The sequence below is a fragment of the uncultured Psychroserpens sp. genome (genome assembly GCF_947503375.1).
In the GTDB taxonomy this organism is placed as follows: domain Bacteria; phylum Bacteroidota; class Bacteroidia; order Flavobacteriales; family Flavobacteriaceae; genus Psychroserpens.
Window position 1 is genome coordinate 358,579 of the sequence record NZ_CANNDQ010000002.1, and the last position, 22,912, is coordinate 381,490.

At 31.9% G+C, this 22,912-nt stretch carries 24 protein-coding genes and 1 tRNA gene; 17 read left to right on the top strand and 8 right to left on the bottom strand.

The annotated features are described in order from the left end of the window. The first annotated feature begins 15 nt into the window (after positions 1 to 15). The 7 genes from Q0876_RS04890 to Q0876_RS04920 all read left to right on the top strand — a co-directional run bounded on the left by Q0876_RS04890 (position 16) and on the right by Q0876_RS04920 (position 6,116). Positions 16 to 969 carry a hypothetical protein gene (locus Q0876_RS04890; RefSeq protein WP_299224715.1) on the top strand — a complete coding sequence of 318 codons (954 nt, stop codon included), beginning with the start codon at positions 16 to 18 and terminating at the stop codon, positions 967 to 969. Beyond that, entirely contained in the window at positions 962 to 1,321 is a 360-nt protein-coding gene (locus tag Q0876_RS04895) for a MauE/DoxX family redox-associated membrane protein (RefSeq protein ID WP_299224717.1), read from the top strand. The genes Q0876_RS04890 and Q0876_RS04895 overlap by 8 nt, the downstream gene beginning before the upstream one ends. Before the next feature lie 73 nt (positions 1,322 to 1,394). Then, positions 1,395 to 2,015 carry a hypothetical protein gene (locus Q0876_RS04900; RefSeq protein WP_299224719.1) on the top strand — a complete coding sequence of 207 codons (621 nt, stop codon included), beginning with the start codon at positions 1,395 to 1,397 and terminating at the stop codon, positions 2,013 to 2,015. Positions 2,016 to 2,095: 80 nt separating this feature from the next. Then, positions 2,096 to 2,827 carry an FISUMP domain-containing protein gene (locus Q0876_RS04905; RefSeq protein WP_299224720.1) on the top strand — a complete coding sequence of 244 codons (732 nt, stop codon included), beginning with the start codon at positions 2,096 to 2,098 and terminating at the stop codon, positions 2,825 to 2,827. A gap of 99 nt (positions 2,828 to 2,926) precedes the next feature. Next, entirely contained in the window at positions 2,927 to 3,517 is a 591-nt protein-coding gene (locus Q0876_RS04910; RefSeq protein WP_299224722.1) for a hypothetical protein, read from the top strand. A gap of 432 nt (positions 3,518 to 3,949) precedes the next feature. Next, positions 3,950 to 4,648 (top strand): AraC family transcriptional regulator, encoded by a 699-nt coding sequence (locus Q0876_RS04915; RefSeq protein WP_299224724.1) that lies wholly within the window; start codon positions 3,950 to 3,952, stop codon positions 4,646 to 4,648. A gap of 82 nt (positions 4,649 to 4,730) precedes the next feature. Beyond that, complete coding sequence (locus Q0876_RS04920; RefSeq protein ID WP_299224726.1) at positions 4,731 to 6,116, top strand: serine hydrolase; 1,386 nt, start codon at positions 4,731 to 4,733, stop codon at positions 6,114 to 6,116. Positions 6,117 to 6,130: 14 nt separating this feature from the next. Here Q0876_RS04920 and Q0876_RS04925 read toward each other — a convergent pair whose 3' ends face one another. After that, positions 6,131 to 6,811 (bottom strand): M15 family metallopeptidase, encoded by a 681-nt coding sequence (locus tag Q0876_RS04925; protein ID WP_299224728.1) that lies wholly within the window; start codon positions 6,809 to 6,811, stop codon positions 6,131 to 6,133. 33 nt (positions 6,812 to 6,844) lie between these two features. On the opposite strand from Q0876_RS04925, the gene Q0876_RS04930 reads away from it, so the two are divergent. The 8 genes from Q0876_RS04930 to Q0876_RS04965 all read left to right on the top strand — a co-directional run bounded on the left by Q0876_RS04930 (position 6,845) and on the right by Q0876_RS04965 (position 13,643). Further along, entirely contained in the window at positions 6,845 to 7,450 is a 606-nt protein-coding gene (locus tag Q0876_RS04930) for an alpha-ketoglutarate-dependent dioxygenase AlkB (RefSeq protein WP_299224730.1), read from the top strand. A 361-nt stretch (positions 7,451 to 7,811) separates the two neighbouring features. Next, positions 7,812 to 8,738, top strand: coding sequence for an alpha/beta hydrolase (locus Q0876_RS04935; RefSeq protein ID WP_299224732.1), 927 nt, complete (start codon positions 7,812 to 7,814; stop codon positions 8,736 to 8,738). 253 nt (positions 8,739 to 8,991) lie between these two features. Further along, the gene (locus tag Q0876_RS04940; protein ID WP_299224734.1) at positions 8,992 to 9,852 is read left to right on the top strand and encodes an SPFH domain-containing protein; all 861 of its coding nucleotides are present in this window, start codon (positions 8,992 to 8,994) and stop codon (positions 9,850 to 9,852) included. A gap of 23 nt (positions 9,853 to 9,875) precedes the next feature. Further along, positions 9,876 to 10,379, top strand: a complete 504-nt coding sequence (locus Q0876_RS04945; RefSeq protein WP_299224736.1) for a DUF1648 domain-containing protein — start codon at positions 9,876 to 9,878, stop codon at positions 10,377 to 10,379. Next, entirely contained in the window at positions 10,376 to 11,329 is a 954-nt protein-coding gene (locus Q0876_RS04950; protein WP_299224738.1) for an alpha/beta hydrolase, read from the top strand. Before Q0876_RS04945 ends, Q0876_RS04950 begins: the two co-directional genes overlap by 4 nt. Before the next feature lies 1 nt (position 11,330). Beyond that, entirely contained in the window at positions 11,331 to 11,510 is a 180-nt protein-coding gene (locus tag Q0876_RS04955; RefSeq protein ID WP_299224740.1) for an Arc family DNA binding domain-containing protein, read from the top strand. Positions 11,511 to 11,572: 62 nt separating this feature from the next. Further along, positions 11,573 to 12,883, top strand: coding sequence for a DUF819 family protein (locus Q0876_RS04960; RefSeq protein ID WP_299224742.1), 1,311 nt, complete (start codon positions 11,573 to 11,575; stop codon positions 12,881 to 12,883). Between the two features lie 49 nt (positions 12,884 to 12,932). Continuing rightward, complete coding sequence (locus Q0876_RS04965) at positions 12,933 to 13,643, top strand: DUF4369 domain-containing protein (RefSeq protein WP_299224744.1); 711 nt, start codon at positions 12,933 to 12,935, stop codon at positions 13,641 to 13,643. A 59-nt stretch (positions 13,644 to 13,702) separates the two neighbouring features. Here Q0876_RS04965 and Q0876_RS04970 read toward each other — a convergent pair. From Q0876_RS04970 to idi, 5 genes are all read right to left on the bottom strand, one after another. After that, positions 13,703 to 13,776, bottom strand: a tRNA-Thr gene (locus Q0876_RS04970). Between the two features lie 62 nt (positions 13,777 to 13,838). After that, positions 13,839 to 14,105 (bottom strand): hypothetical protein, encoded by a 267-nt coding sequence (locus tag Q0876_RS04975; RefSeq protein WP_299224745.1) that lies wholly within the window; start codon positions 14,103 to 14,105, stop codon positions 13,839 to 13,841. 26 nt (positions 14,106 to 14,131) lie between these two features. After that, positions 14,132 to 15,103, bottom strand: a complete 972-nt coding sequence (locus tag Q0876_RS04980; protein WP_299224747.1) for a type I phosphomannose isomerase catalytic subunit — start codon at positions 15,101 to 15,103, stop codon at positions 14,132 to 14,134. Next, the gene (locus tag Q0876_RS04985; protein ID WP_299224749.1) at positions 15,100 to 15,510 is read right to left on the bottom strand and encodes a 6-carboxytetrahydropterin synthase; all 411 of its coding nucleotides are present in this window, start codon (positions 15,508 to 15,510) and stop codon (positions 15,100 to 15,102) included. The genes Q0876_RS04980 and Q0876_RS04985 overlap by 4 nt, the downstream gene beginning before the upstream one ends. After that, positions 15,507 to 16,034 (bottom strand): isopentenyl-diphosphate Delta-isomerase, encoded by a 528-nt coding sequence (gene idi / locus Q0876_RS04990; protein ID WP_299224751.1) that lies wholly within the window; start codon positions 16,032 to 16,034, stop codon positions 15,507 to 15,509. Before idi ends, Q0876_RS04985 begins: the two co-directional genes overlap by 4 nt. 126 nt (positions 16,035 to 16,160) lie before the next feature. Between idi and Q0876_RS04995 the strand changes: the two genes are divergently transcribed. Together Q0876_RS04995 and Q0876_RS05000 are read left to right on the top strand one after the other, a co-directional pair. Then, positions 16,161 to 17,750 (top strand): peptide chain release factor 3, encoded by a 1,590-nt coding sequence (locus Q0876_RS04995; RefSeq protein ID WP_299224753.1) that lies wholly within the window; start codon positions 16,161 to 16,163, stop codon positions 17,748 to 17,750. Positions 17,751 to 17,890: 140 nt separating this feature from the next. After that, positions 17,891 to 18,121 carry a (4Fe-4S)-binding protein gene (locus Q0876_RS05000; protein WP_299224755.1) on the top strand — a complete coding sequence of 77 codons (231 nt, stop codon included), beginning with the start codon at positions 17,891 to 17,893 and terminating at the stop codon, positions 18,119 to 18,121. A gap of 62 nt (positions 18,122 to 18,183) precedes the next feature. Here the strand turns inward: Q0876_RS05000 and Q0876_RS05005 are convergent, their stop codons facing one another. Both Q0876_RS05005 and rpoC read right to left on the bottom strand, forming a co-directional pair. Continuing rightward, the gene (locus Q0876_RS05005; protein ID WP_299224757.1) at positions 18,184 to 18,498 is read right to left on the bottom strand and encodes a DUF3467 domain-containing protein; all 315 of its coding nucleotides are present in this window, start codon (positions 18,496 to 18,498) and stop codon (positions 18,184 to 18,186) included. Between the two features lie 104 nt (positions 18,499 to 18,602). Beyond that, the gene (gene rpoC, locus Q0876_RS05010; protein WP_299225175.1) at positions 18,603 to 22,904 is read right to left on the bottom strand and encodes a DNA-directed RNA polymerase subunit beta'; all 4,302 of its coding nucleotides are present in this window, start codon (positions 22,902 to 22,904) and stop codon (positions 18,603 to 18,605) included. Positions 22,905 to 22,912 lie beyond the last annotated feature (8 nt).

Here is a 22,912-nt window from a genome sequence, read left to right on the forward strand (position 1 = left end):
TACTACACCATTTTAATGGCATTTTTCATTACCAATGGCTTTGCGCAAATCAAAGTTATTGGTAGTGAAACTAATTACCCTGTCTCATATGCCACAATTTCTTTTGGTAATGGGCAAGGTATTTTTGCCGATGAAGAAGGAGTGTTTGTATTCACAAAAAAACGCTATCCAAATGTAGATTCCTTATACATTTCGGCTCTAGGTTTTAAAGATCTAACCATTGCAACAAGCAATCTATCAAAAATGCTTTATTTAGATACTGAAACCAATACTTTAGACGAGGTCGTTATTCTTACTACTCTGAATAGAAAATATAAAAAAGAAATTTTAAAACCATATCTGGATGATGATTATTACAAATGCTGGTTGCCAACTATAGAAAGTGAAATTGCTGTTTTTTTTCCAAATGAAGACGAAAAGCTTAAAAAAATTACGTCCATATCGTTTCCTATAACATTAGAGTCTCGCGATTGGAATAAACGAAAACGTTCCAATGCCGATAAGCGTAAGTTTTCAACGTTATTTAAAGTCAAATTTTATAAAAATAAGCAAGGAAAGCCAGGTCAACCACTCACCTATAGCAATATTGTATTTAGAGCTACCGAAAAAAATGGTGATGAATTTGAGCTTGATGTCTCTGAATACAATTTAATAATTCCAGATGGTGGCTTTTTTGTTTCACTACAAGTATTAGGTTATACTGATGACTACGGGAAATTGCTTCCAAATAAAAAGTATAAAGAAATAAAAACTAAAACTGGCATCGTAAAAATACCTACCAATTTTAGACCATTACTCCCTTTTACAGATAAGATTACTACACATAGAACTTTTATTAAACGTATATTCATTAATGGCAATGATTGGGTTCAATTCAAAAAAGGTAATGGTATAGAATCTGGTTTATTAAGAAATAACCTCAACAATTATGGTGTTGGTATGCGTTTTAATGTGTACAAAGATGAATAATCCTTGGCATTTATACTTTATGGCCAGTTTATATATTATTGCAGGAATTATGCATTTTATAAAGCCTAAACTTTATATGCGTATTATGCCACGATATTTACCTAATCATAAGCTTCTTGTTTATCTTAGTGGTTTTGCTGAAGTACTGTTTGGCTTGGCGCTTTGTTTTTCATCTACCAAACCATTTGCTATTTATGGTATAATTACCATGCTAATCGTATTTTTATCAGTTCATTTCTATATGCTTTCCAGTGAAAAAGCGAGTGCAGGTTTTCCAAAATGGCTTTTATTATTGCGTATACCATTACAATTTGGCCTGATGTACTGGGCTTGGTGGTATTTGTCTAATTGAAATAAAGTGTTCACTCATTTATACTTTTGTGATTAACTATGTATATATATTTTCATGAAAACATCTAACCTTTATGAAAAATTTACAAATATTATTATCAATCCTATTTAGTGTTCAACTATACTCGCAGAACTTATCAGAAATAAATCGAGACTTAAATATATCAGACTCATTAAATTTTGAAATTGAAATACGCGTGTATCAATTTAAAGGTATATCAAACTATTCTTCTCTCTTTAGAATGTATAAAAAAAATTCCAAGAAATGGAAAGCAGAGTTCTATGAACACTATTTAAAAGCCAATCAACAACCAGAATCAATAACAAAAAAACAAATTCTAAAGCCTTTACATGATTTTGAATTTATTCGACTTAATTTTTTAAGAAGTTATATTTTAGAATTACCTAATCTACAAGAAATAAAATGGAAACTAGCAAAACGAGGAGATGTAGAAAAAAGAAAAGTACAGCGCAGAGGTAAGGTAATTGAAGAATACGATCTAGTTAATAGTACTAAAACACCTTTAGATGGTAATGGATATATAATTATATTCAAGGATAAAAGTAGGAATAATGAATTTCACTTCTCTAATCCCTATTTTTATTTAAGTAATTATTCTGAAATTGATGAATTAATATATGTATGTGAAATTTTAGATATGATTACCAATGAATTTGGTATTTGGAAAAATTGAAAATAATATTATACAACTCTTTTATATAAAATGAGGAGAAAAATAAATTTGGTTGTTATATAATAAACTAGACCAGCCTTATGAAAAAATTAACTCAATGTTTTATTCTTATTCTATTAGCAGTATTTAGTGCACAATGTTCTGATGATTATAATGATTCAGATACTGAAGCACCTCAACTTACGGTCACTGATGCCGATGGAAATATTTATAACACCATTACTATTGGAAACCAGACATGGATGCTTGAAAATTTAAAGACCACTAAGTATAATGATGGCACTCCAATTACAGCATATACATTTGCAACTCATGGTAATAATTGGTTAAATTTTAATACACCTGAAGCCTTATATCAATGGGCAAATACAAGTGATCTCAATAACGTTTTTGATGAAGAGCTTCCCTTTGATTATTATGGCGCTATGTATAACCATCTTGCTATAGAAAGTGGTAAATTAGCTCCTGATGGGTGGCGCATACCAACTGTACAAGATTTTGTTGAACTACAAAATTACATTGCTAATAATGGCAACTCTGGTAATGAAGCTACAGCACTTAAATCTAAATTAGGATGGCTATCTTCAAGCGGAAACGGTACAGACCTCTATAACTTTAAAGGCCTGCCAAATGGCTATGTGAATACGCTTGGTGGCCCTACAGCATCAGAGCTCATAAGTACATGGGCAACTATTGATTTCAATTCTGTTGATCAAACCCGGAAAATGGTATCCCTTTTTGATGAAGCTACTATTTTATACATTGACAATTCAATTAAGATTGGAGCAGCTATCAGATGCATTAAAGAATAGCATCATAAATAAATTACTATTTCATTTTTGTTTCTGAAAAGACTAAGAAGTTCTTCCGATTGAATTTGTTTCTTTAATTTAGCTACCAACAATTCAACAATGAAACAAACTGAAAAACTATTAGGCATTCTGGTTTTCATTTTAATGATTACACGCCTTTTGATATACTATCCCTTTTCTTCACTAGCCATTACATTAACTACTGTTTTTTTGTCTATACTTTACTTCTACTGTAGTTTTGCCCTCTTAAATAACATTAGATTAAGGTATGCTCTTAAAAGTCAATCTTATAAAGGTATAAGCAAACTGCGTATAATAGCCACTATTTTTTCAGGTTTTATAATTTCTTGTGTATTGATTTATGTATTGTTCAAATTTCAGTTATGGCCTTATGGGCATATTGGTTTACAAATATCACTCTATGGTTTATATATAGTTGGTATCATTACGCTAATTAAATATGTAACTACTAAAGATATTTTCTATACCTTATTACTAAAACGTTTAGCAATTATTGGAATAGCAGCAACTTGCATCCTTTTTATTTCTTCTGAAAGTTTTTTAGAAATGAAAAATAGAGGTTTTCCTGAATATGTTGAAGCTGAAAAAGCATTAATGAAAGACCCACAAAATGAAGACTTATTGAGAAGAGTAAATGTAGAACGCATGAAAATGGATTTATATAGATAATATATCCCTAAGCATAAGTGAAATCATAATTATTAAATACTCTAATTGGAATATCAAATAAACCTTTTCAATTTAATAATAGCATTTGGTACGTTTCAAGCGCTTATTTTTTGTATCCTTTTATTATATAAAAGTAATTTCAAAGATGCAACAAAGTACTTAGGCCTGTGTGTTTTGTTTTTATCTTGTTATCTTATTTGGGTATTAAAAGCAAGTTTTGGATTTCAAGCACAACATCCTAATTTAAGGTATCTTCCTTTGTTTTTCCTTTGGGGAATTGGCCCAGCATTTTACGCTTATTTATCGTTTTTTTTTCATAAACCAATACCTTTTGAGAAGTTAAAATGGCATTTTTTTCCACTCTTAATTGAATTTATTTATTTCAATTCATGCACATTCATTTTTTGGATAAACAATTGGCAAAAAACCAATATGAATCATTTTGAAAAAACTTGGACGTCGAGCCTTTTTTCAGTTGAGCATTATGTTGGTTTAATTTCTATAGCGATCTACCTCATCATGTCTATAAATCTGTATAAAAAAGAAACAAAAAAAATAGCACACAATAAGAAGTTAATCTATATTCTTATTTGTTTTTCAATAATTTGGCTGATATGGTTTCCGTACACAATCATAGATTCGCTATATTATGATTTTAATCTTCCAGTTTCAAAATTTTATTCATTTTACATTTTCTTCACTGCCCTAACTTACGGCATTGGATTCATTGGATTTCGTCTTAACACTCAAGAAACTATCAAACGAAATTTTGAAAAAAATTCTGAAGCAAAGGAGCTTGCCAAAACTATAACTCACAAAATGAAAATAGAGAAGTACTATTTAGATCCAAATGTGAATATCAATAGTTTTGCAGTAAAAATGAATTTGCACCCAAATAAAGTCTCTGCCGTTATAAATAATATGATGGGTTATTCCTTCAGGGATTTTATTAACATGCATCGTGTTGAAGAATTCAAATATCTAGCAAAAACATATGATTCAAAATCAAAAACAATATTAAGCTTAGCCTTAGATGCAGGTTTTAATTCAAAAGCTTCATTTAATAGAGCTTTTAAAAAGTTTTGTAATATGTCACCAATTGAATATCTAGAAAAAAATCAAAAAATATAGACTCAAAACACATTTTGAGTCGATAGTCGCATATTTTTTACATTCATTTACAAAAGTTATTCATCAATTAAATCAATGTAAAATGAAAAGAACTCTCAAACTATGCCTTACACTAATAATTATATGTTTTACTAATCTAATCATTTATGCCCAAGATTATGAAAAGAAAATTGAAGAATTACTTGAAGCTAATGTAGGAAGTATAAAACCATTTAATGGTTCACTGTTAGTAGCGAAAAAAGGAGAGATCATATATAGAGGTGCTTTTGGTTTAGCCGATTTAAGTTCAAAAAGAAAAAATGTAATAGATTCAAAATATTTTATTGGTTCAATAACCAAACTTTTTACAGCGGTAGCAATTCTGCAACTTGTTGAAGAAAAAAAAATAGCATTAGATGATAAACTTTCAAGATGGTTGCCAGATATAAATGGCTCAGAAAAAATCACTATTCATCATTTGCTAACACATCAATCTGGATTAAGAAGAGACTCTCATCAAGACTACAATGCAGAAACCACTTATACCGAGCGTTTGTTCTCTGTACAAAATGATTCTTTAATGTTTGAGCCTGGAGAGAAACAAGCATACTCAAGTGTTGGGTTTTATGCGTTAAGCTACATTCTAGAAGCAGTGAGCAATATGTCATTTGAAGCATACTTCAAAACGCATATTTTTGAGCCGTCTAATATGCTTAATACTGGTGTAAAAAAACAAAGAAGTCAAAAAGTTGAAAACCTCTCTAACGGAATTGGAAAAACTACAGATACACATGGTGTAAATGATATTGGTAATGCTCAATACTTTGATAGTTATTCTTTTGCTGGAGGAGGTTCACTCTATTCTACTGTAGATGACATGTGGTCTTTTTTTACTGCATTAGAAAAGGGAAAACTCTTATCTCATAATACAGTTAGGATGATGAAGTTAAAATGGCCTGTGAAAGAAAAGAATGAAAAATCAAGGCTTTATTATAGCTATGGATGGGAAATATATGACTATTCAAATCAAAAAGGACCATTCTTGATGATTGATTTTGCTGGGAAAATTTATGGCTATAAATCAATGATACGATATTATGAAAAAGATGATATTGTGGTAATAGCCCTCTGCAATAGTGAATTTAGTGAACGAAGTATTTTAGCACATACCATAAGGAAAATTCTACTTGACAAAGATTATAAACTTCCTAAACCTTCACCAAAATATATTCCAATAGATGAGTCAATGAAACACTACATAGGGATTTATGATTTCCCATCAGAAAAAACAACAGCTGAAATTAAAATGATTAATGGAAAGTACTCACTTACATCTCATGGTGATAAGCCAATATATTTATATCCTACTAGTGAAAACACTTTTTATGCTAAAATAATACCGCTTAAGATCACATTTATAGACAAACAAAAAATGGAATTTAATTTTAATGATGAAATGATTGAAACATTAAATAGAATAACAGAATAGCTTTGTAAGGCATATCACTTAACCAAAAAATCAAAATAGGTGTCTGAAAAAGGTTCCCAACGCAACGTAAAATGCCACCACTCTTTAGCATAATTTCTAAAATTATGTTTTAGCATTACGCGCTGTAACAATTGACGATTAGCCTTTTGTTCTTTAGTTAAATCATCATGATTAACCCAAGATTCTTTTCCAAAAAAATCATAAGGGCTTCCCATATCTAGAGGCTCATTAGTAATACCATCTATGATTGTTAGATCAATTGTGCTACCTCTACTATGTCCAGATCGTGTTGCAATGTATTCTTCTTTAAATAAAAAACGCTTTTCAACATCTGGATAAAACGCTTGTTTATTTATGGTATCATTTAAATCTCTTGCCCAGCGCATAAAATGGTTTACTGCACGCTGTGGTCTGTAACCATCATACACTTTTAAGCATAGATTTTGCTGTTGTAGCTCATGCTGAACTAGTTTTAACGCTTCAGCAGTTTCTCTAGTTAAAATTAATTTGTTAGCCTTATAACCATCAATTGTGTCACCAACAAAATTATTGGCAGTAAAATAACGCAATTCTACATTTAAATCAGGAATCATATCTTTTACATACACAAAACCATCAGGCAACTTAGATGTATTTTGAAAACTAGATACTAACAGTAGTATTAAAAATGATATGACAGCAATTTTGAGTTTCATAGGATATAGGCTAATTTAGATAAAAATTAAGTGATGGACTTATTTTCTGAAGGAAAAACTGTTTTAAAACTTCCCAACGCAGAACTTATCTATATATCTAACTTCTATAATAAAATAAAAGCAAACCATTATTTTAACTATTTAAAAGCTAAAATAGAATGGCAGCAAGATGACATTACTATTTTTGGAAAAACCTACAAACAACCTAGGTTAACAGCATTATATGCTGAAAATAGTGCATCTTACTCCTACTCTAATATTACGATGAAACCTAAACCTTTTACTAAAGAATTGATACAGCTAAAATCAGATATTGAAAAAGCGTCTGATCATAAATTCACTTCAGTCTTATTAAACCGTTATCGCAATGGTAATGATAGTAATGGTTGGCATGCAGACAATGAGAAAGAGTTAGGTAAAAACCCAATAATAGCTTCATTAAGTTTTGGCGAGAAAAGATATTTTCACTTTAAACATAGAACAATAAAGACTGAAAGGTACAAGTTGGCTTTAGAGCATGGAAGCTTACTTATAATGCGAGGAGATATGCAACATCATTGGTTACATCAAATTGCAAAAACAAAAAAACAGGTTGATGAGCGTATTAATCTTACTTTTAGAAGAATTGAACATATGTAAAAAGAAAAAACCGAGATCCCTCAATCTCGGTTTTCCTAATTTGCATTTTATCTATGTGGTAGATTTAGGGTCACTAATTCTGCACATAAGCAAATATTAATTAATTAATCCATTGAACTAAAAACTAAATTTTAGTACACTCCAAATATAAAACTCTATTTTAATTAATAAGTCTAAATGCATAATTAATCGATGAAATGCATTTAATTTTAACATTATAAGATAAAATAATGTATTTCGTCGATGAAATGCGTTATCAAAAAAATTAAGATTCAAATAATTTTTACTAACAAACGTTATACAAAAACTAAAAACCTTTTGTGTATTTTTGATAAATCAATATTTAAAAAATAGACCACAAATGAAAGCAATATTGAGTTATTTATTACTCTTTTTTTCAATAGCCGTTTTTGCTCAAGAATCCAACTTCATAGCTAAAGATATTGCTATTAACAAATATATTGATGGTACACTATTAACACCTAAAAACAATGACAAGTCAATATTAGCAATTATCATTGCAGACTCTGGTCCAACAGATAGAAATGGTAATCAAAATTTCCAGCAAAACAATGCACTTAAGCAATTATCAGAACAACTATCAAACAAAGGGATTGCCACTTTTAGGTATGATAAACGAATTGTAAAACATATTAGAAACCGTACTGTAGATAATACCATTACTTTTGATGATTTTATTAGTGATGCCACATCTGTTATTGATCATTTTAAATCAAAAAACAAATATTCAAAACTATATGTGATTGGACACGGTCAAGGAAGTCTAATTGGTATGATAGCTTCAAAAGATAAAGTAGACGGTTTTATTTCTATAGCTGGATCAGGTTTAAGTATAGACCGTGTAATTATTGATCAGGTTTCAAAAATGGATTCGGTTTTAGTTGCACCTACCAAACGCGCATTTGAAACTTTAAAAAAAGGGAAGACTACAAAAGATTATCCTATAGCCTTAGGGTCTATATTCAGTAAGGATGTACAACCCTTTATGATGAGTTGGATGCAATATGACCCACAAAAAATTATTAGTACTTTAAATGCACCTATTCTTATCCTTAATGGAACTAAAGACTTATTAGTACCCGTTGAGGAAGCAAAATTATTAGCTAAAGCTTCAAATAATGCATCGCTTAGTATCATTGACAATATGAATCACGTTTTTTTTATTATTGAAGGCAAAGAATTAGAAAACTCAAAATCTTATAACGAACCTTTTAGAAAAGTTTCTGAATCATTGATAAATGAAATCACATCATTTATTTTTAAATAATAACAAAATCATCACCTGTAAACATTAAAAAAGCATCTCAAATTTGAGATGCTTTTTTACTAACTAACCAACCAAATGAAAATGTTTACTCCATTATTTAAGGTAATCACTCCTATTATAATATCAACATAAGCATTTACAATTACTATATAGCAAATGGTATGCCAAACTCAATTTTCGAATACAAAATATTTGATGTATATTTAATATCAAAATAATATCATATTAAATTATTAAACTTAAACTCATTCCAATGAAAGAAGAAAAAATAATAGTCCCAGCTAATGGTTATTTAATGCTTTTTGTGTTTTTAATACTATTTTTTGGAAGCATTATAACTATGATCATTTTAAAGAATCCTTGGTTTATAATTGCAACAGTAATTGCAATCTTTATAGCTCCTGGCTTTATTATGGTTCAACCCAACGGTTCAAGAGTGCTACTGCTCTTTGGAAAATACGTAGGAACAGTGAAAAAAAACGGTTTCTATTGGGTTAATCCGTTTTACACTAAAAAGAAGATCTCATTAAGAGCTAGCAACTTTGATAGTGAACGCTTAAAAGTAAACGACAAACTTGGTAATCCTGTAATGATTAGTACTATATTGGTCTGGAGAGTACAAAACACTTATAAGGCTGCATTTGATGTAGATAATTACGAAAATTTTGTACGTGTACAAACAGATGCCGCTGTTAGAAAATTAGCAAGTATGTATCCATATGATAACTTTGCAGACGAAGGCGTAGATGAAGACATCACTTTACGATCTAGTGTAAATGAAGTAAGCAATGCTCTTGAAAAGGAAATAGACGAACGCTTATCTATTGCTGGAATTGAAGTTCTAGAAGCACGTATAGGTTACCTCGCTTACGCGCAAGAAATTGCCAATGCCATGTTGAAGAGACAACAAGCTACAGCTATTGTTGCTGCAAGACACAAGATTGTTGAAGGCGCAGTAAGTATGGTTGAAATGGCAATAGAAGAACTCAATAAAAAAGATGTTGTTAACCTAGATGAAGAACGCAAAGCAGCTATGGTTAGTAATTTAATGGTAGTGCTTTGTGGAGATAAAGATGCTTCTCCTGTAGTGAATACAGGTACATTGAGCCATTAATAATGGAAAAAATAGATTGTATAATGAAAACTAATAGACCAAAAATTGAAGTCCCTCTAGAATTAGTTGATATCATCTTAGACTTAATTTCTTTGACACTTTACATCCTAATGCTAGGTTACATAATACTAAATTATAGTCAACTTCCAGAAACGATACCTACTCATTTTAATGCTTCTGGTGAGGCTGATGGATTTGGTAATAAATCAACGATCTGGCTACTACCTGCTTTAGGTATAGCAATAGGTATTGGTTTAATACTAATAAATAAAATGCCCCATTTACATAATTACATGGTAAATATAACCGAGGATAATGCCCTAAAAAACTATAGGTTCAGTACGAGAATCGTTCGCGTAATAAACTTTTTTTTAGCTGTTTTATTTTTAGTAATTGCCTACATGATGATTGAGAATGGAAAAGGGAATGTTATTGGTTTAGGTTCATGGTTTGCTCCAATTGTTATTGGTTTTAGTATATTACTACCAATAGCTATTTATATGTATAATCGTAAAATTAATAAATGATGAATCGCAATCTCTTATATAAAATACTTACCCTTACTGTTTTTGCAGTAAGCATCGGATTTGCACAAAGCAAAATTACTTCCGAAGACCTTTTAATAATGAACGATAGTGTTAAGCTTCCTGGCACACTAACTTATAATTCAGAATTAAAATCACAACCATTAGTTATTTTTGTACATGGTTCTGGGAATGTAGATAGGAATGGCAATCAGATGATGATGAACGCAAATGCCAACTATATTAAGATGTTAAATGACAGTTTGGTTTCCAAAGGAATAGCATTCTATAGATATGATAAACGTACAGCAACCCAAAGTAATTTAAAGTTTTTGATGAATGGTATGAGTTTTGACGGGTTTGTTGAAGACGTCAACCTTACTATTAACAAGTTTAAAAATGATAATCGGTTTTCTTCTATTATACTCATAGGCCATAGTCAAGGCGCATTGGTATCAATGTTAGTAGATCATGCACATGTAGATAAATACATCTCGTTAGCTGGACCAAGTCATTCAGTAGATAAAACAATTATTGGTCAAGTTAGGCGTCAAAATGGCGACTCAATAGCTACCATCGTAGAATCTCATTTTAAAGAATTGGCAACTACAGGTAGCATAGAAAAAGTAGACCCAAATCTCATATCATTATTTAATAAACCAACACAACCATTTATGGCATCATGGATGAAATACAACCCAACTGAAGAAATTAAAAAAGTGAACTTACCTATTTTAATTTTAAATGGTGATAAAGACATACAAGTATCTGTGGACGATGCCGAAAGGTTACACGAGGTCAATAAAAAATCAGAAAAAGTTATTATAGAGAATATGAATCATGTACTTAAAACTATTGAAAACGACAGTGAAAACCTACCATCCTATTCAAGTCCAGATTTCCCGTTATCACAAAAGTTAGTTAGTACAATTGAGGCATTTATAAAACAATAATATGTCTAAAAAGAAAGCATTTGCGCTACGCATTAATGAAGATATGCTCAAAGCCATTGAAAAGTGGGCTTCTGATGAATTTAGAAGTACCAATGGGCAGATTGAATGGATGCTCATGCAATACCTTAAAGAAAAAAATAGACAGCCTAAACCTAAAAAAACCAACAAAAGCGACTCTTAATTGTGTCGCTTTTTTTATGCGCTTTTATTTTGGTATTTTGCAGTACTAAACTAATACCTAATATGGATACACAACCTTTCATTACTGATGATACTATAATATTTGGAATATTAATGCTAGCCTTAGGTTTTGTTTTTTATACAGAATCTTTAAAAGGTGGTTTCTGGGAAAAATTCTATAAAATTATTCCTGGTTTATTTATGGCTTATATGGTACCTGCCTTATTAACAACTACAGGACTTATTGCTGCTGAATGGGAAACTACATCAGATAATGGAGAGGTCATGAAACACAGTTCAAACTTGTATTATGTTGCCAGTCGTTATCTCTTACCAGCCGCTTTAGTTTTAATGACATTAAGTATCAATTTAAAAGCTGTTTTTAATTTAGGTTGGAAAGCATTAATTATGTTCTTTACCGGCACACTAGGCATTGTTATTGGTGGACCAATAGCGATATTGATTGTAGCATCTATTGCTCCAGATGTTGTAGGTGGTGCAGGTCCAGATGCCGTTTGGAGAGGCTTATCAACCTTGGCTGGAAGCTGGATTGGAGGTGGTGCTAACCAAACTGCTATGCTAGAAATTTACGGTTATAATCAAACAGAATATGGAAAGATGGTATTTGTAGATATTTTTGTAGCAAATGTCTGGATGGCACTATTATTAATAGGAATAGGTAAGCGAAACAGAATTAACAAATGGCTCAAAGCTGATACATCTTCAATAGAAGAATTAAAGGAAAAAGTTTCTACATTTTCTGAAAGCGTAAAACGAAACCCTTCACTTACCGACATGATGATAATTGGTGCTATTGCATTTGGAGCTGTTAGTTTAGCTCACATAGGCGCTTCAATATTTGGTCCATTTTTTGAAGATATCGTTTCAGGCATAGAATCTCCAACTACAAAAAACATGCTTACGTTTTTAGGTTCTAAATTCTTTTGGATGATTAGTATAGCTACGCTTATTGCTATATTATTATCATATACTAAAATTAGAAATTACGAAGGAGCAGGTGCGAGTAAATTTGGAAGTGTTTTCATCTATATTTTAGTAGCAACCATTGGAATGAAAATTGATATTCGTTCAGTATTTGAAACGCCAGGATTAATTGTAGTAGGTCTTATTTGGATGTCTATTCACGCAATTCTCCTTATAGGTGTCGCCAAATTAATAAAAGCGCCTTATTTCTTTTTAGCAGTTGGGAGTCAAGCTAACGTTGGTGGTGCTGCCTCTGCGCCTATTGTAGCATCTGCGTTTCACCCTTCATTAGCAACTGTAGGCGTTTTATTAGCTGTTTTAGGCTATGCTGTAGGTACCATAGCTGCTATTGGCTGTACAATTTTAATGCAATTAGCAGCTGGAGGCTAGCATATCAAAAATAAATAATAGATATTTGCGCTCTTAAAATCAAAATCAAATGAAGTCATTTCTTGCTGTTTTAATTGGACTTATTTTATGTTCTTGTGCTAATGATAAGCAACAACATAACTTTAAATTAAAAGGTTACGTAAAAGGTTTAAAAAAAGGCACAGTCTATTTACAGAAACAAGAGGATTCTACAGTAATCACTCTTGATTCTCTTGAGGTAAAAGGAAATCCAAATTTTGAATTACATACAAATTTAGAAGAACCAGAAGTACTTTACTTAAAGCTAGATAAAAATGTAAAAGATGAAGAAATGATTGTTTTCTTTGCCGATACAGGTACAACTGAGATTAACTCTACCTTAAAACTTTTCAATTACAATGCTAAAATAAAAGGCTCAAAACAACAAGAAGTTTTGGATGATTATTTGACTATGATCACAAAATCAAATAATCGTAATTTAGATATGCTTCAGTCAAACTTTGAAGCTTTAAAGAATAGTCCTGATTCAATAAAAGACAAGTCTTTTCAAGAGCAGCAAAATAAATTTTTAAGATTAAAATATAGTGCCACTATTAATTTTGCTTTGAATAATCGAGATAGTGAGGTAGCACCTTACCTAGCTATATACGAAGTTCCAAACACATCAATACGTTTCTTAGACACCATCTATAACGCTTTAGATAATGATATTAAAGCATCAAAATATGGGAAGCTTCTAAAAGACACTATAGACAAACGAAAAGAAGCTGAACTAAATTAGAGTTCAATAACACAATAAAAAAACTCCAATCACTAATTGATTGGAGTTTTTTATTTTAGAGCCGATAGAGGGACTCGAACCCACGACCTGCTGATTACAAATCAGCTGCTCTAGCCAGCTGAGCTATATCGGCTTTACAGCCTGTAAATATAAACTTGTTATAATTATTTGCAAATAGCTGACTAATTTTTTCTTCTATAATTTGTTTACTTTTTCTATTAGAGCTCTACCTCTAGTTTCAAGTTCATTATTAATTGCTTTAAAATGTGCTTTTTTATTTTCAACACTCTTATCGTTTACTTTTGCTATGAGTTCATCAAAAGTTGCGATAGCTTCATCAATAATTGCTTCACTCTTTTTTGTGTCTTTGTCTGTATTAGAATATTCCCAAACATAAACCGCTTCTATAATATCTCCTAAAACAAAGTTGATGTCTTTTTTTAGGTCTCTAATATTTGCCATATTTATTAAATTAATTTGCTACAAAATTAAACATAAACTTCTAATAGTTTTGCATTTGAAGCTGATATTTTATAGGATTTTATTGCCGCAGGAAGTAAAATGGTTTCGCCTTGTTTAATTTGCTCGGAAGTACCTTCGGTTTCTATAATGGCTTCACCCTCTACACACATATATATAAAGAACGAATCCTGATTATTTTCTTTTGATAGTGTTTCGGTTACATGAAGAAAACTAGTGGTAAAATAAGGACAGTTTACCATTTCATTTGATCTGTTTTTAACCTTTTGATAGTCTACTCGGAAATTATCATCCATTTCAAAATCAAACGCATCTATGGCCAAATCATTGTGAAGTTCTCTTTCATTACCTTGATCATCTACTCTATCCCAATCATAAACTCGATAGGTTATATCACTGGTTTGTTGAATTTCAGCTAACAATACTCCAGCTCCAATTGCATGTACACGACCAACTTCAATAAAATAAGTATCACCTGAAGTGACGTTATCAAAATTTAAAATCTGAGGTAAGGTCTTATCATTCAAATGCTTCAGATATTTTTCTCGATTCATTTCTTGATTGAATCCAACTATCAAATTAGAACCTTTATCAGCTTGCATCACATACCACATTTCGGTTTTACCAAATGAATTATGACGCTTTGCTGCTAATTCATCATTAGGATGTAATTGAATTGAAAGGTCTTGCTTTGCATCAATAAATTTGATAAGTAATGGAAAGGTATTACCAAAAACACTAAAGTTTTTTTCGCCTAATAGATTTGCTTTGTAATGCTCTAATAACATCTTAAGAGATTTCCCTTTTAAATGTCCATTTGCAACTATAGAGGTATCGCCTTCAACATCACTTATTTCCCAACTTTCTCCAACATTGTTAAGTTGAGTGTCTTTATGTAATAGCGTTTTTAGTTTTTCTCCTCCCCAAATCTTATCTTTCAAAATGGGTGTGAACTTTACAGGGTATAATAATGTATTCATGAGCCAGAATAAGTTACGAAATTCCGAGGTGTTTCATAAAGTGTAATTTCTAAATCAAAATCAGGGTCTAACTTAGGCTTGATTTTATTATAAATAACGACAACAATATTTTCAGCAGTTGGGTTCATATCCTGAAATTCAGGAACTTCGATATTAAGATTTTTGTGATCGAAAGCATCTTCAACTTCAGATTTGATAATATCTTTTAAAACCTTCATATCTATAACATATCCTGTTTCACTATCGATAGCTCCAGTTACACTTACAATCAATTCATAATTATGTCCATGAAAATTTGGGTTATTACACTTCCCAAAAACTGCATCATTTTTCTCTAAGCTCCAATCTTTTCTATATAAACGATGTGCTGCATTAAAATGAGCTTTTCTACTTACAGTTACTTTCATTTCTTAGTAATGTTTATATGTTCGTAAAACTTATCAAAGATGATCTTAAACCATTCTGTATACAGTTTTGGATGCAATTCAATATCAACTTTTACAGATTCTAATGGCATCCATTTCCAGTTTTCTACTTCTTCTGGATTTATAATTGGTGCTTCATTATAATGACCAATCATAATATGGTCAAATTCATGTTCTGTTAAACCATTATCAAAAGGTGCTTTATAAATAAAAGAAATGGTTTCTTTAAGATTTGTGATAAAACCCATTTCTTCTTGTAAACGACGCTTTCCTGCTTGTACATTAGTTTCGCCTTCCCGCTGATGGCTACAACAAGTATTGGTCCATAACAATGGAGAATGGTATTTATGCTTAGCACGTTGCTGCAACATCAATTCATTATTATCATTGAATATAAAAACAGAGAAAGCACGATGCAATATTGCTTTTTCATGAGCTTCCATTTTTGGCATTGTTCCAATTTGCTCATCGTTTTCATTAACTAGAATTACGTGTTCTTCTATCATAGCAAGCAAAAATAACAATCAAAAATTTAAAATTACGTCAAACTTATCATAAAATTAAAAAGGGCTTGCCGCTACTGATTATTTGTTTTTATAAATACTATCTTTGCAATCATTTTGAAAGAATTTATGAGTTTTACAAAAGAAATTAATAGACGTCGTACATTTGGTATCATCTCTCATCCAGATGCCGGTAAAACAACCTTAACTGAAAAACTTTTACTTTTTGGTGGTGCGATTCAAGAAGCAGGAGCTGTTAAAAGTAATAAGATAAAAAAAGGGGCCACAAGTGATTTTATGGAGATTGAGCGCCAACGTGGTATATCTGTTGCTACTTCTGTTCTAGCTTTTGAGTATGACGGTATAAAAATTAATATTCTTGATACTCCTGGTCACAAGGATTTTGCTGAAGACACATTTAGAACATTAACGGCTGTAGATAGTGTTATTGTAGTTATTGACGTAGCTAAAGGTGTTGAGGAGCAAACTGAAAAACTTGTAGAGGTTTGTAGGATGCGAAACATTCCTATGATTGTTTTTATAAATAAAATGGATCGTGAAGGTAAAGATGCATTTGACTTATTAGACGAGATCGAACAAAAACTTGGGCTAACTGTAATTCCTTTAAGTTTTCCTATAGGAATGGGATATGATTTTAAAGGCATCTATAATATCTGGGAAAAAAACATCAATTTATTTAGTGGTGATAGTAGAAAAGATATTGAAGAAACTATTGAGATCAATGATTTAAATGATGAGACATTAGACAAACTGGTAGGTGAAAAAGCTGCTCAAACATTAAGAGATGAAATCGAACTAGTAGATGGTATATATCCTAAATTTGATAAAGACGACTATTTAAACGGACAATTACAACCTGTATTTTTTGGTTCGGCATTAAACAATTTTGGTGTACGTGAGTTATTAGATTGCTTTATTGAAATAGCACCAAAACCAAGACCAAAAAATAGTGAGGAACGCTTAGTAAAACCTGATGAAGAAAAGTTCACTGGCTTTGTCTTTAAGATTCATGCCAATATGGATCCTAATCATAGAAACCGCTTAGCATTTATTAAAATTGTATCTGGTGAGTTCAAGCGAAACACCCCTTATTTACATGTAAGACACAATAAGAAATTAAAATTTTCAAGTCCGAATGCATTTTTTGCAGAAAAGAAAGAGATTGTAGATATTTCATATCCTGGTGATATTGTTGGACTTCAAGATACTGGGAATTTTAAAATTGGTGATACACTTACCGAAGGTGAGGTTCTCAACTATAAAGGAATTCCAAGTTTTTCACCAGAGCATTTTAGATATATTAATAATGCAGACCCTTTAAAATCTAAACAACTCTATAAAGGAATAGACCAACTGATGGATGAAGGCGTAGCACAATTATTTACTTTAGAACTTAATGGTCGGAAAGTCATTGGTACAGTTGGTGCGTTACAATATGAGGTTATTCAATACCGTCTAGAACATGAATATGGTGCAAAATGTACTTATGAAAATTTAAATGTTCATAAAGCATGTTGGGTAGATCCAAAAGACTCTAAAAGTGATGAGTTCAAAGAGTTCTTAAGAGTTAAGCAACGTTTTCTTGCAAAAGATAAACGTGGCCAGCTTGTGTTTTTGGCAGATTCAGCATTCTCATTACAGATGACTCAACAGAAATATCCAAACATAACATTCCATTTCACTTCTGAATTTGAATAAATCTTGAATGTAGTTCGTCGATAATGCACTTGCAAAAATGCGTTTTATCGGTTTTTTTAAACACTTAATCGATTTAATTGAAATTACAACGTTTTAGTTATCTACATTTAATTCAGATTCAAACCCCAAATTGATCTACTATGAAAACTACTGCAAATGTATTCAGTAATGAAGATATTACTGTAACTTATCAACCATGCGTGTGCGTAAACGCTGAGCGTTGTGCCAAAGAACTTTCAAATGTATTTAGACAATCTGTTATTCCTTGGATAGACCTTGATGGTGCATCTACTGAGAAAATAATTAAACAAGTTAAAAAATGCCCCTCTGGTGCATTGCAATATAACATCAATAAAAAAGAAGTCGCTTAAACTATATACTGAATTGCTATTAAAAAACCCTTTATATCTAAATGATGTAAAGGGTCTTTATTTTATGCTTGTCCTGTAGGGCCAAAATTAAGCGGAATTGGAGGTTGCTCATAATCTTTAATTTCTCCATGAGATTTTTCAAATCTATTGATATTATCACCTAAAGCCTTGAGCAATCGCTTGGCGTGTTGTGGTGTTAAAATAATTCTAGATTTAACCTTACTCTTTGGTGTTCCAGGCATGATACTTACAAAGTCTATCACAAATTCAGAAACAGAATGATTAATGATTGCCAAGTTGGAATAAGTTCCTTCTGCTACTTTTTCATCTAATTCTATATTGATACCTTGTTTCTTCGGGTTTTTATCTTCAGCCATAATTAAATTTTTATTTAATGTTTAATTTAACACAAAATCCCGTAAATAACGGGATTTTGTGATTGTATAGAAATTATAATTTAAGAAATCAAAAAATAGTTTCATTAATTATAGTTCATCTCTTCTTTAGCTTTCATCATTTCGTTAAATTCTTCTTTAGAACCAACAATAATGTTATCAAAGCGTCTTACACCTGTACCTGCAGGAATTCTATGTCCAACAATTACATTTTCCTTTAATCCTTCTAAGTCATCAACTTTTGCATTTACGGCAGCTTCATTAAGAACTTTAGTCGTTTCTTGGAACGATGCTGCAGAGATAAATGACTTCGTTTGTAAAGAAGCTCTCGTAATACCTTGTAAGATTGGAGTTGCAGTAGCTGGCTGTGCATCTCTAGCAGTTACCAACGCTTTATCTTCTCTTCTAAGTATTGAATTTTCGTCTCTCAAATCTCTAGAGGTTAAAATTTGACCTGGCTTTAACGTCTCAGAGTCACCAGCATCTTCAACGACTTTCATGCCGAAAATTTTATCATTCTCTTCAATAAAGTCTGCTTTATGAGCTAATTGATCTTCTAAGAAAATAGTATCACCAGAATCAATGATTCTAACTTTACGCATCATTTGTCTTACAACAACTTCAAAATGCTTGTCGTTAATCTTCACACCTTGTAAACGATATACTTCTTGTACTTCATTAACTAGATACTGTTGAACAGCAGCTGGCCCTTTAATATTTAAGATATCGTTTGGTGTAATCGATCCGTCTGATAATGGCATACCAGCTTTAACATAATCATTTTCTTGAACTAGAATTTGATTTGATAACTTCACTAAGTATTTCTTAATCTCACCAAGTTTAGACTCAATAATAATTTCACGGTTACCTCTTTTTATTTTACCAAAAGAAACAACACCATCAATTTCACTTACTACAGCAGGATTGGATGGGTTACGCGCTTCAAACAGCTCAGTAACACGAGGTAAACCTCCTGTAATATCACCAGCTTTCGCTGATTTACGTGGTATTTTAACTAAAATCTTACCAACCTTAATTTTTTCGCCATCGTCAATCATCAAGTGAGCTCCTACTGGTAAATTGTATGAACGTATCGTTTCTCCTTTTGAGTCTTCTATATGAAGTGTAGGTATTAATTTCTTGTTTCTAGATTCAGAAATTACTTTCTCTTGGAAACCAGTTTGCTCATCGATTTCGACTTGGTAAGTCACACCTTGTTCTATATTTTCATATCTAACTTTACCAGCAAACTCAGAAATAATTACACCGTTATATGGATCCCATTGACAAATAGCATCTCCTTTTTTAACTTTATCACCTGGCTTAACATAGATGAAAGATCCGTAAGGGATATTATTTGTACTTAGTGTAATACCCGTTTTAGCATCAACAAGTTTTAATTCAGATGTTCTAGAGATAACAACGTCTACTTCTTTTCCATCACTATCTGTACTCTTAACAGTTTTAAGATCTTCAATTTCAGCAATACCATCAAACTTAACTGTTAATTTGTTCTCTTCTGAAATGTTACTTGCAATACCTCCAACGTGGAATGTACGAAGTGTTAACTGTGTACCTGGCTCTCCAATTGACTGAGCAGCAACAACTCCAACAGCCTCGCCTTGTTGTACCATCTTACCTGTTGCTAGATTACGTCCGTAACATTTAGCGCAAATTCCTTTTTTAGCTTCACACGTTAATGCTGAACGAACTTCTACAGCATCTAATGGTGATTCACCAATTCGCTTAGCAATAGCATCGTTAATATGATCCCCTGCTCCAACTAAAAGTTCTTCAGTAATTGGATCATAGACATCGTTTAATGAGGTACGACCAACAATTCTAGCTTCAAGAGTTTCAATAACCTCTTCGTTTTTCTTTAAAGGATTAACCTCAATACCTCTTAATGTACCACAGTCTTCGCTGTAAATAATTACATCTTGAGATACATCAACCAAACGACGTGTTAGATAACCAGCATCAGCGGTTTTAAGTGCTGTATCTGCAAGACCTTTACGTGCACCGTGAGTAGAGATAAAATATTCTAAAATTGAAAGACCTTCTTTAAAGTTAGAAAGAATAGGATTTTCAATAATTTCGCCACCACCTGCAGTAGATTTTTTAGGCTTAGCCATTAACCCACGCATACCTGTTAACTGTCGAATCTGTTCTTTAGATCCACGAGCCCCAGAATCTAGCATCATATATACTGAGTTAAATCCTTGTTGATCTTCTCTAATACGCTTCATAGACAACTCGGTCAATTCAGCATTAGTAGAGGTCCATATATCAATAACTTGATTATAACGTTCGTTATTAGTAATTAATCCCATGTTATAATTAGCCATGATGCCATCAACTAAGCCATTGGCTTGATCAATCATACCTTGCTTTTCAGCAGGAATAATAATATCACCTAAGCTGAATGACAATCCGCCTTGAAAAGCAAATTTATATCCTAAGGTTTTAATTTCATCTAAGAAAGCTGCTGTTTCTGGCACACTTGTTACCTTTAATATATTACCAATAATATCACGTAATGATTTTTTTGTCAATACTTGGTTGATATAGCCAGCAGCTTCAGGTACTTTTTCATTAAATAGTACTCTACCAACAGTAGTTTCAATAATTTGAGTTGTTAACTCTCCATTTTCATCAAAATCTTTTGTTCTTACCTTTATTCCAGCATTTAAGTCAACCTTCTTCTCGTTATAAGCAATAGTTACTTCGTCAGGAGAGTAGAATGTTAAGCCTTCACCTAAAACAGAAACTTCTTTTGTAGACTTTCGCAGTTTGGTCATATAATATAGACCTAGAACCATATCTTGTGAAGGTACTGTTACTGGCGAACCATTTGCTGGATTCAATATGTTATGTGATGCAAGCATTAATAACTGAGCCTCCAAAATTGCTTCTGGACCTAGCGGTAAATGCACTGCCATTTGATCACCATCAAAATCGGCATTAAATGCAGTACACACTAATGGATGTAACTGAATTGCTTTTCCTTCAATTAATTTTGGCTGGAATGCTTGAATACCCAAACGGTGTAATGTAGGAGCACGGTTTAGTAATACTGGATGTCCTTTAAGAACATTTTCTAATATATCCCAAACTACTGGCTCTTTTCTATCTATAATTTTTTTCGCAGATTTTACAGTTTTCACAATACCTCTTTCGATTAGTTTTCTAATGATAAAAGGTTTGTATAATTCTGCTGCCATATTTTTAGGCAATCCACATTCAAATAATTTCAATTCTGGCCCAACAACAATTACCGAACGTGCAGAATAATCAACACGTTTACCAAGTAAGTTTTGACGAAAACGTCCTTGCTTACCTTTTAATGAATCGGATAATGATTTTAATGGCCTGTTAGAATCGGTTTTTACTGCAGAAGCTTTACGTGTGTTATCAAATAATGAATCTACTGATTCTTGTAACATACGTTTCTCATTACGGAGAATGACTTCAGGAGCTTTAATTTCTACTAAACGCTTTAAACGGTTGTTACGAATAATAACACGACGATAAAGGTCATTCAAATCTGATGTTGCAAAACGTCCACCATCTAATGGTACTAATGGTCTTAATTCTGGTGGAATAATAGGAATGGCCTTCATGATCATCCATTCTGGCTTATTCTCACGGTTAGCATTAGAATCTCTAAATGCCTCAACTACTTGCAAACGTTTTAACGCTTCAGTTTTACGCTGTTTAGAAGTTTCAGTATTTGCTTTGTGACGTAATTCAAAAGATAGCTCGTCTAGGTCTATTCTTGCTAAAAGGTCTATTAAGCATTCAGCTCCCATTTTAGCAATAAACTTATTTGGATCTGTATCTTCTAAGTATTGATTTTCCTTCGGAAGTGTTTCTAGAATATTAAGATATTCTTCTTCTGTTAAGAAATCCATTTTTTGTAAGGGTTCTCCTTCAGCATTAATTGCTTCTCCAGGCTGGATTACAACATAACGTTCGTAATAGATAATCATATCCAAACGCTTAGATGGCAACCCAAGTAAGTATCCTATTTTATTTGGTAACGAACGGAAATACCAGATATGAGCTACAGGCACCACAAGATTGATATGCCCAACACGATCTCGACGTACTTTCTTTTCAGTTACTTCAACACCACAACGGTCACAAACGATACCTTTATAGCGTATTCTTTTATATTTACCACAAGCACATTCAAAATCCTTTACAGGACCAAAAATACGCTCACAGAATAAACCATCTCTTTCAGGTTTATGTGTTCGATAATTAATAGTTTCAGGTTTTAAAACTTCACCACGAGATGCTGCCAAAACAGATTCTGGAGATGCCAAACCAATTGAGATTTTATTAAATCTCTGTACTGTATTCTTATCTTGTCTTCTAGCCATAATTACTT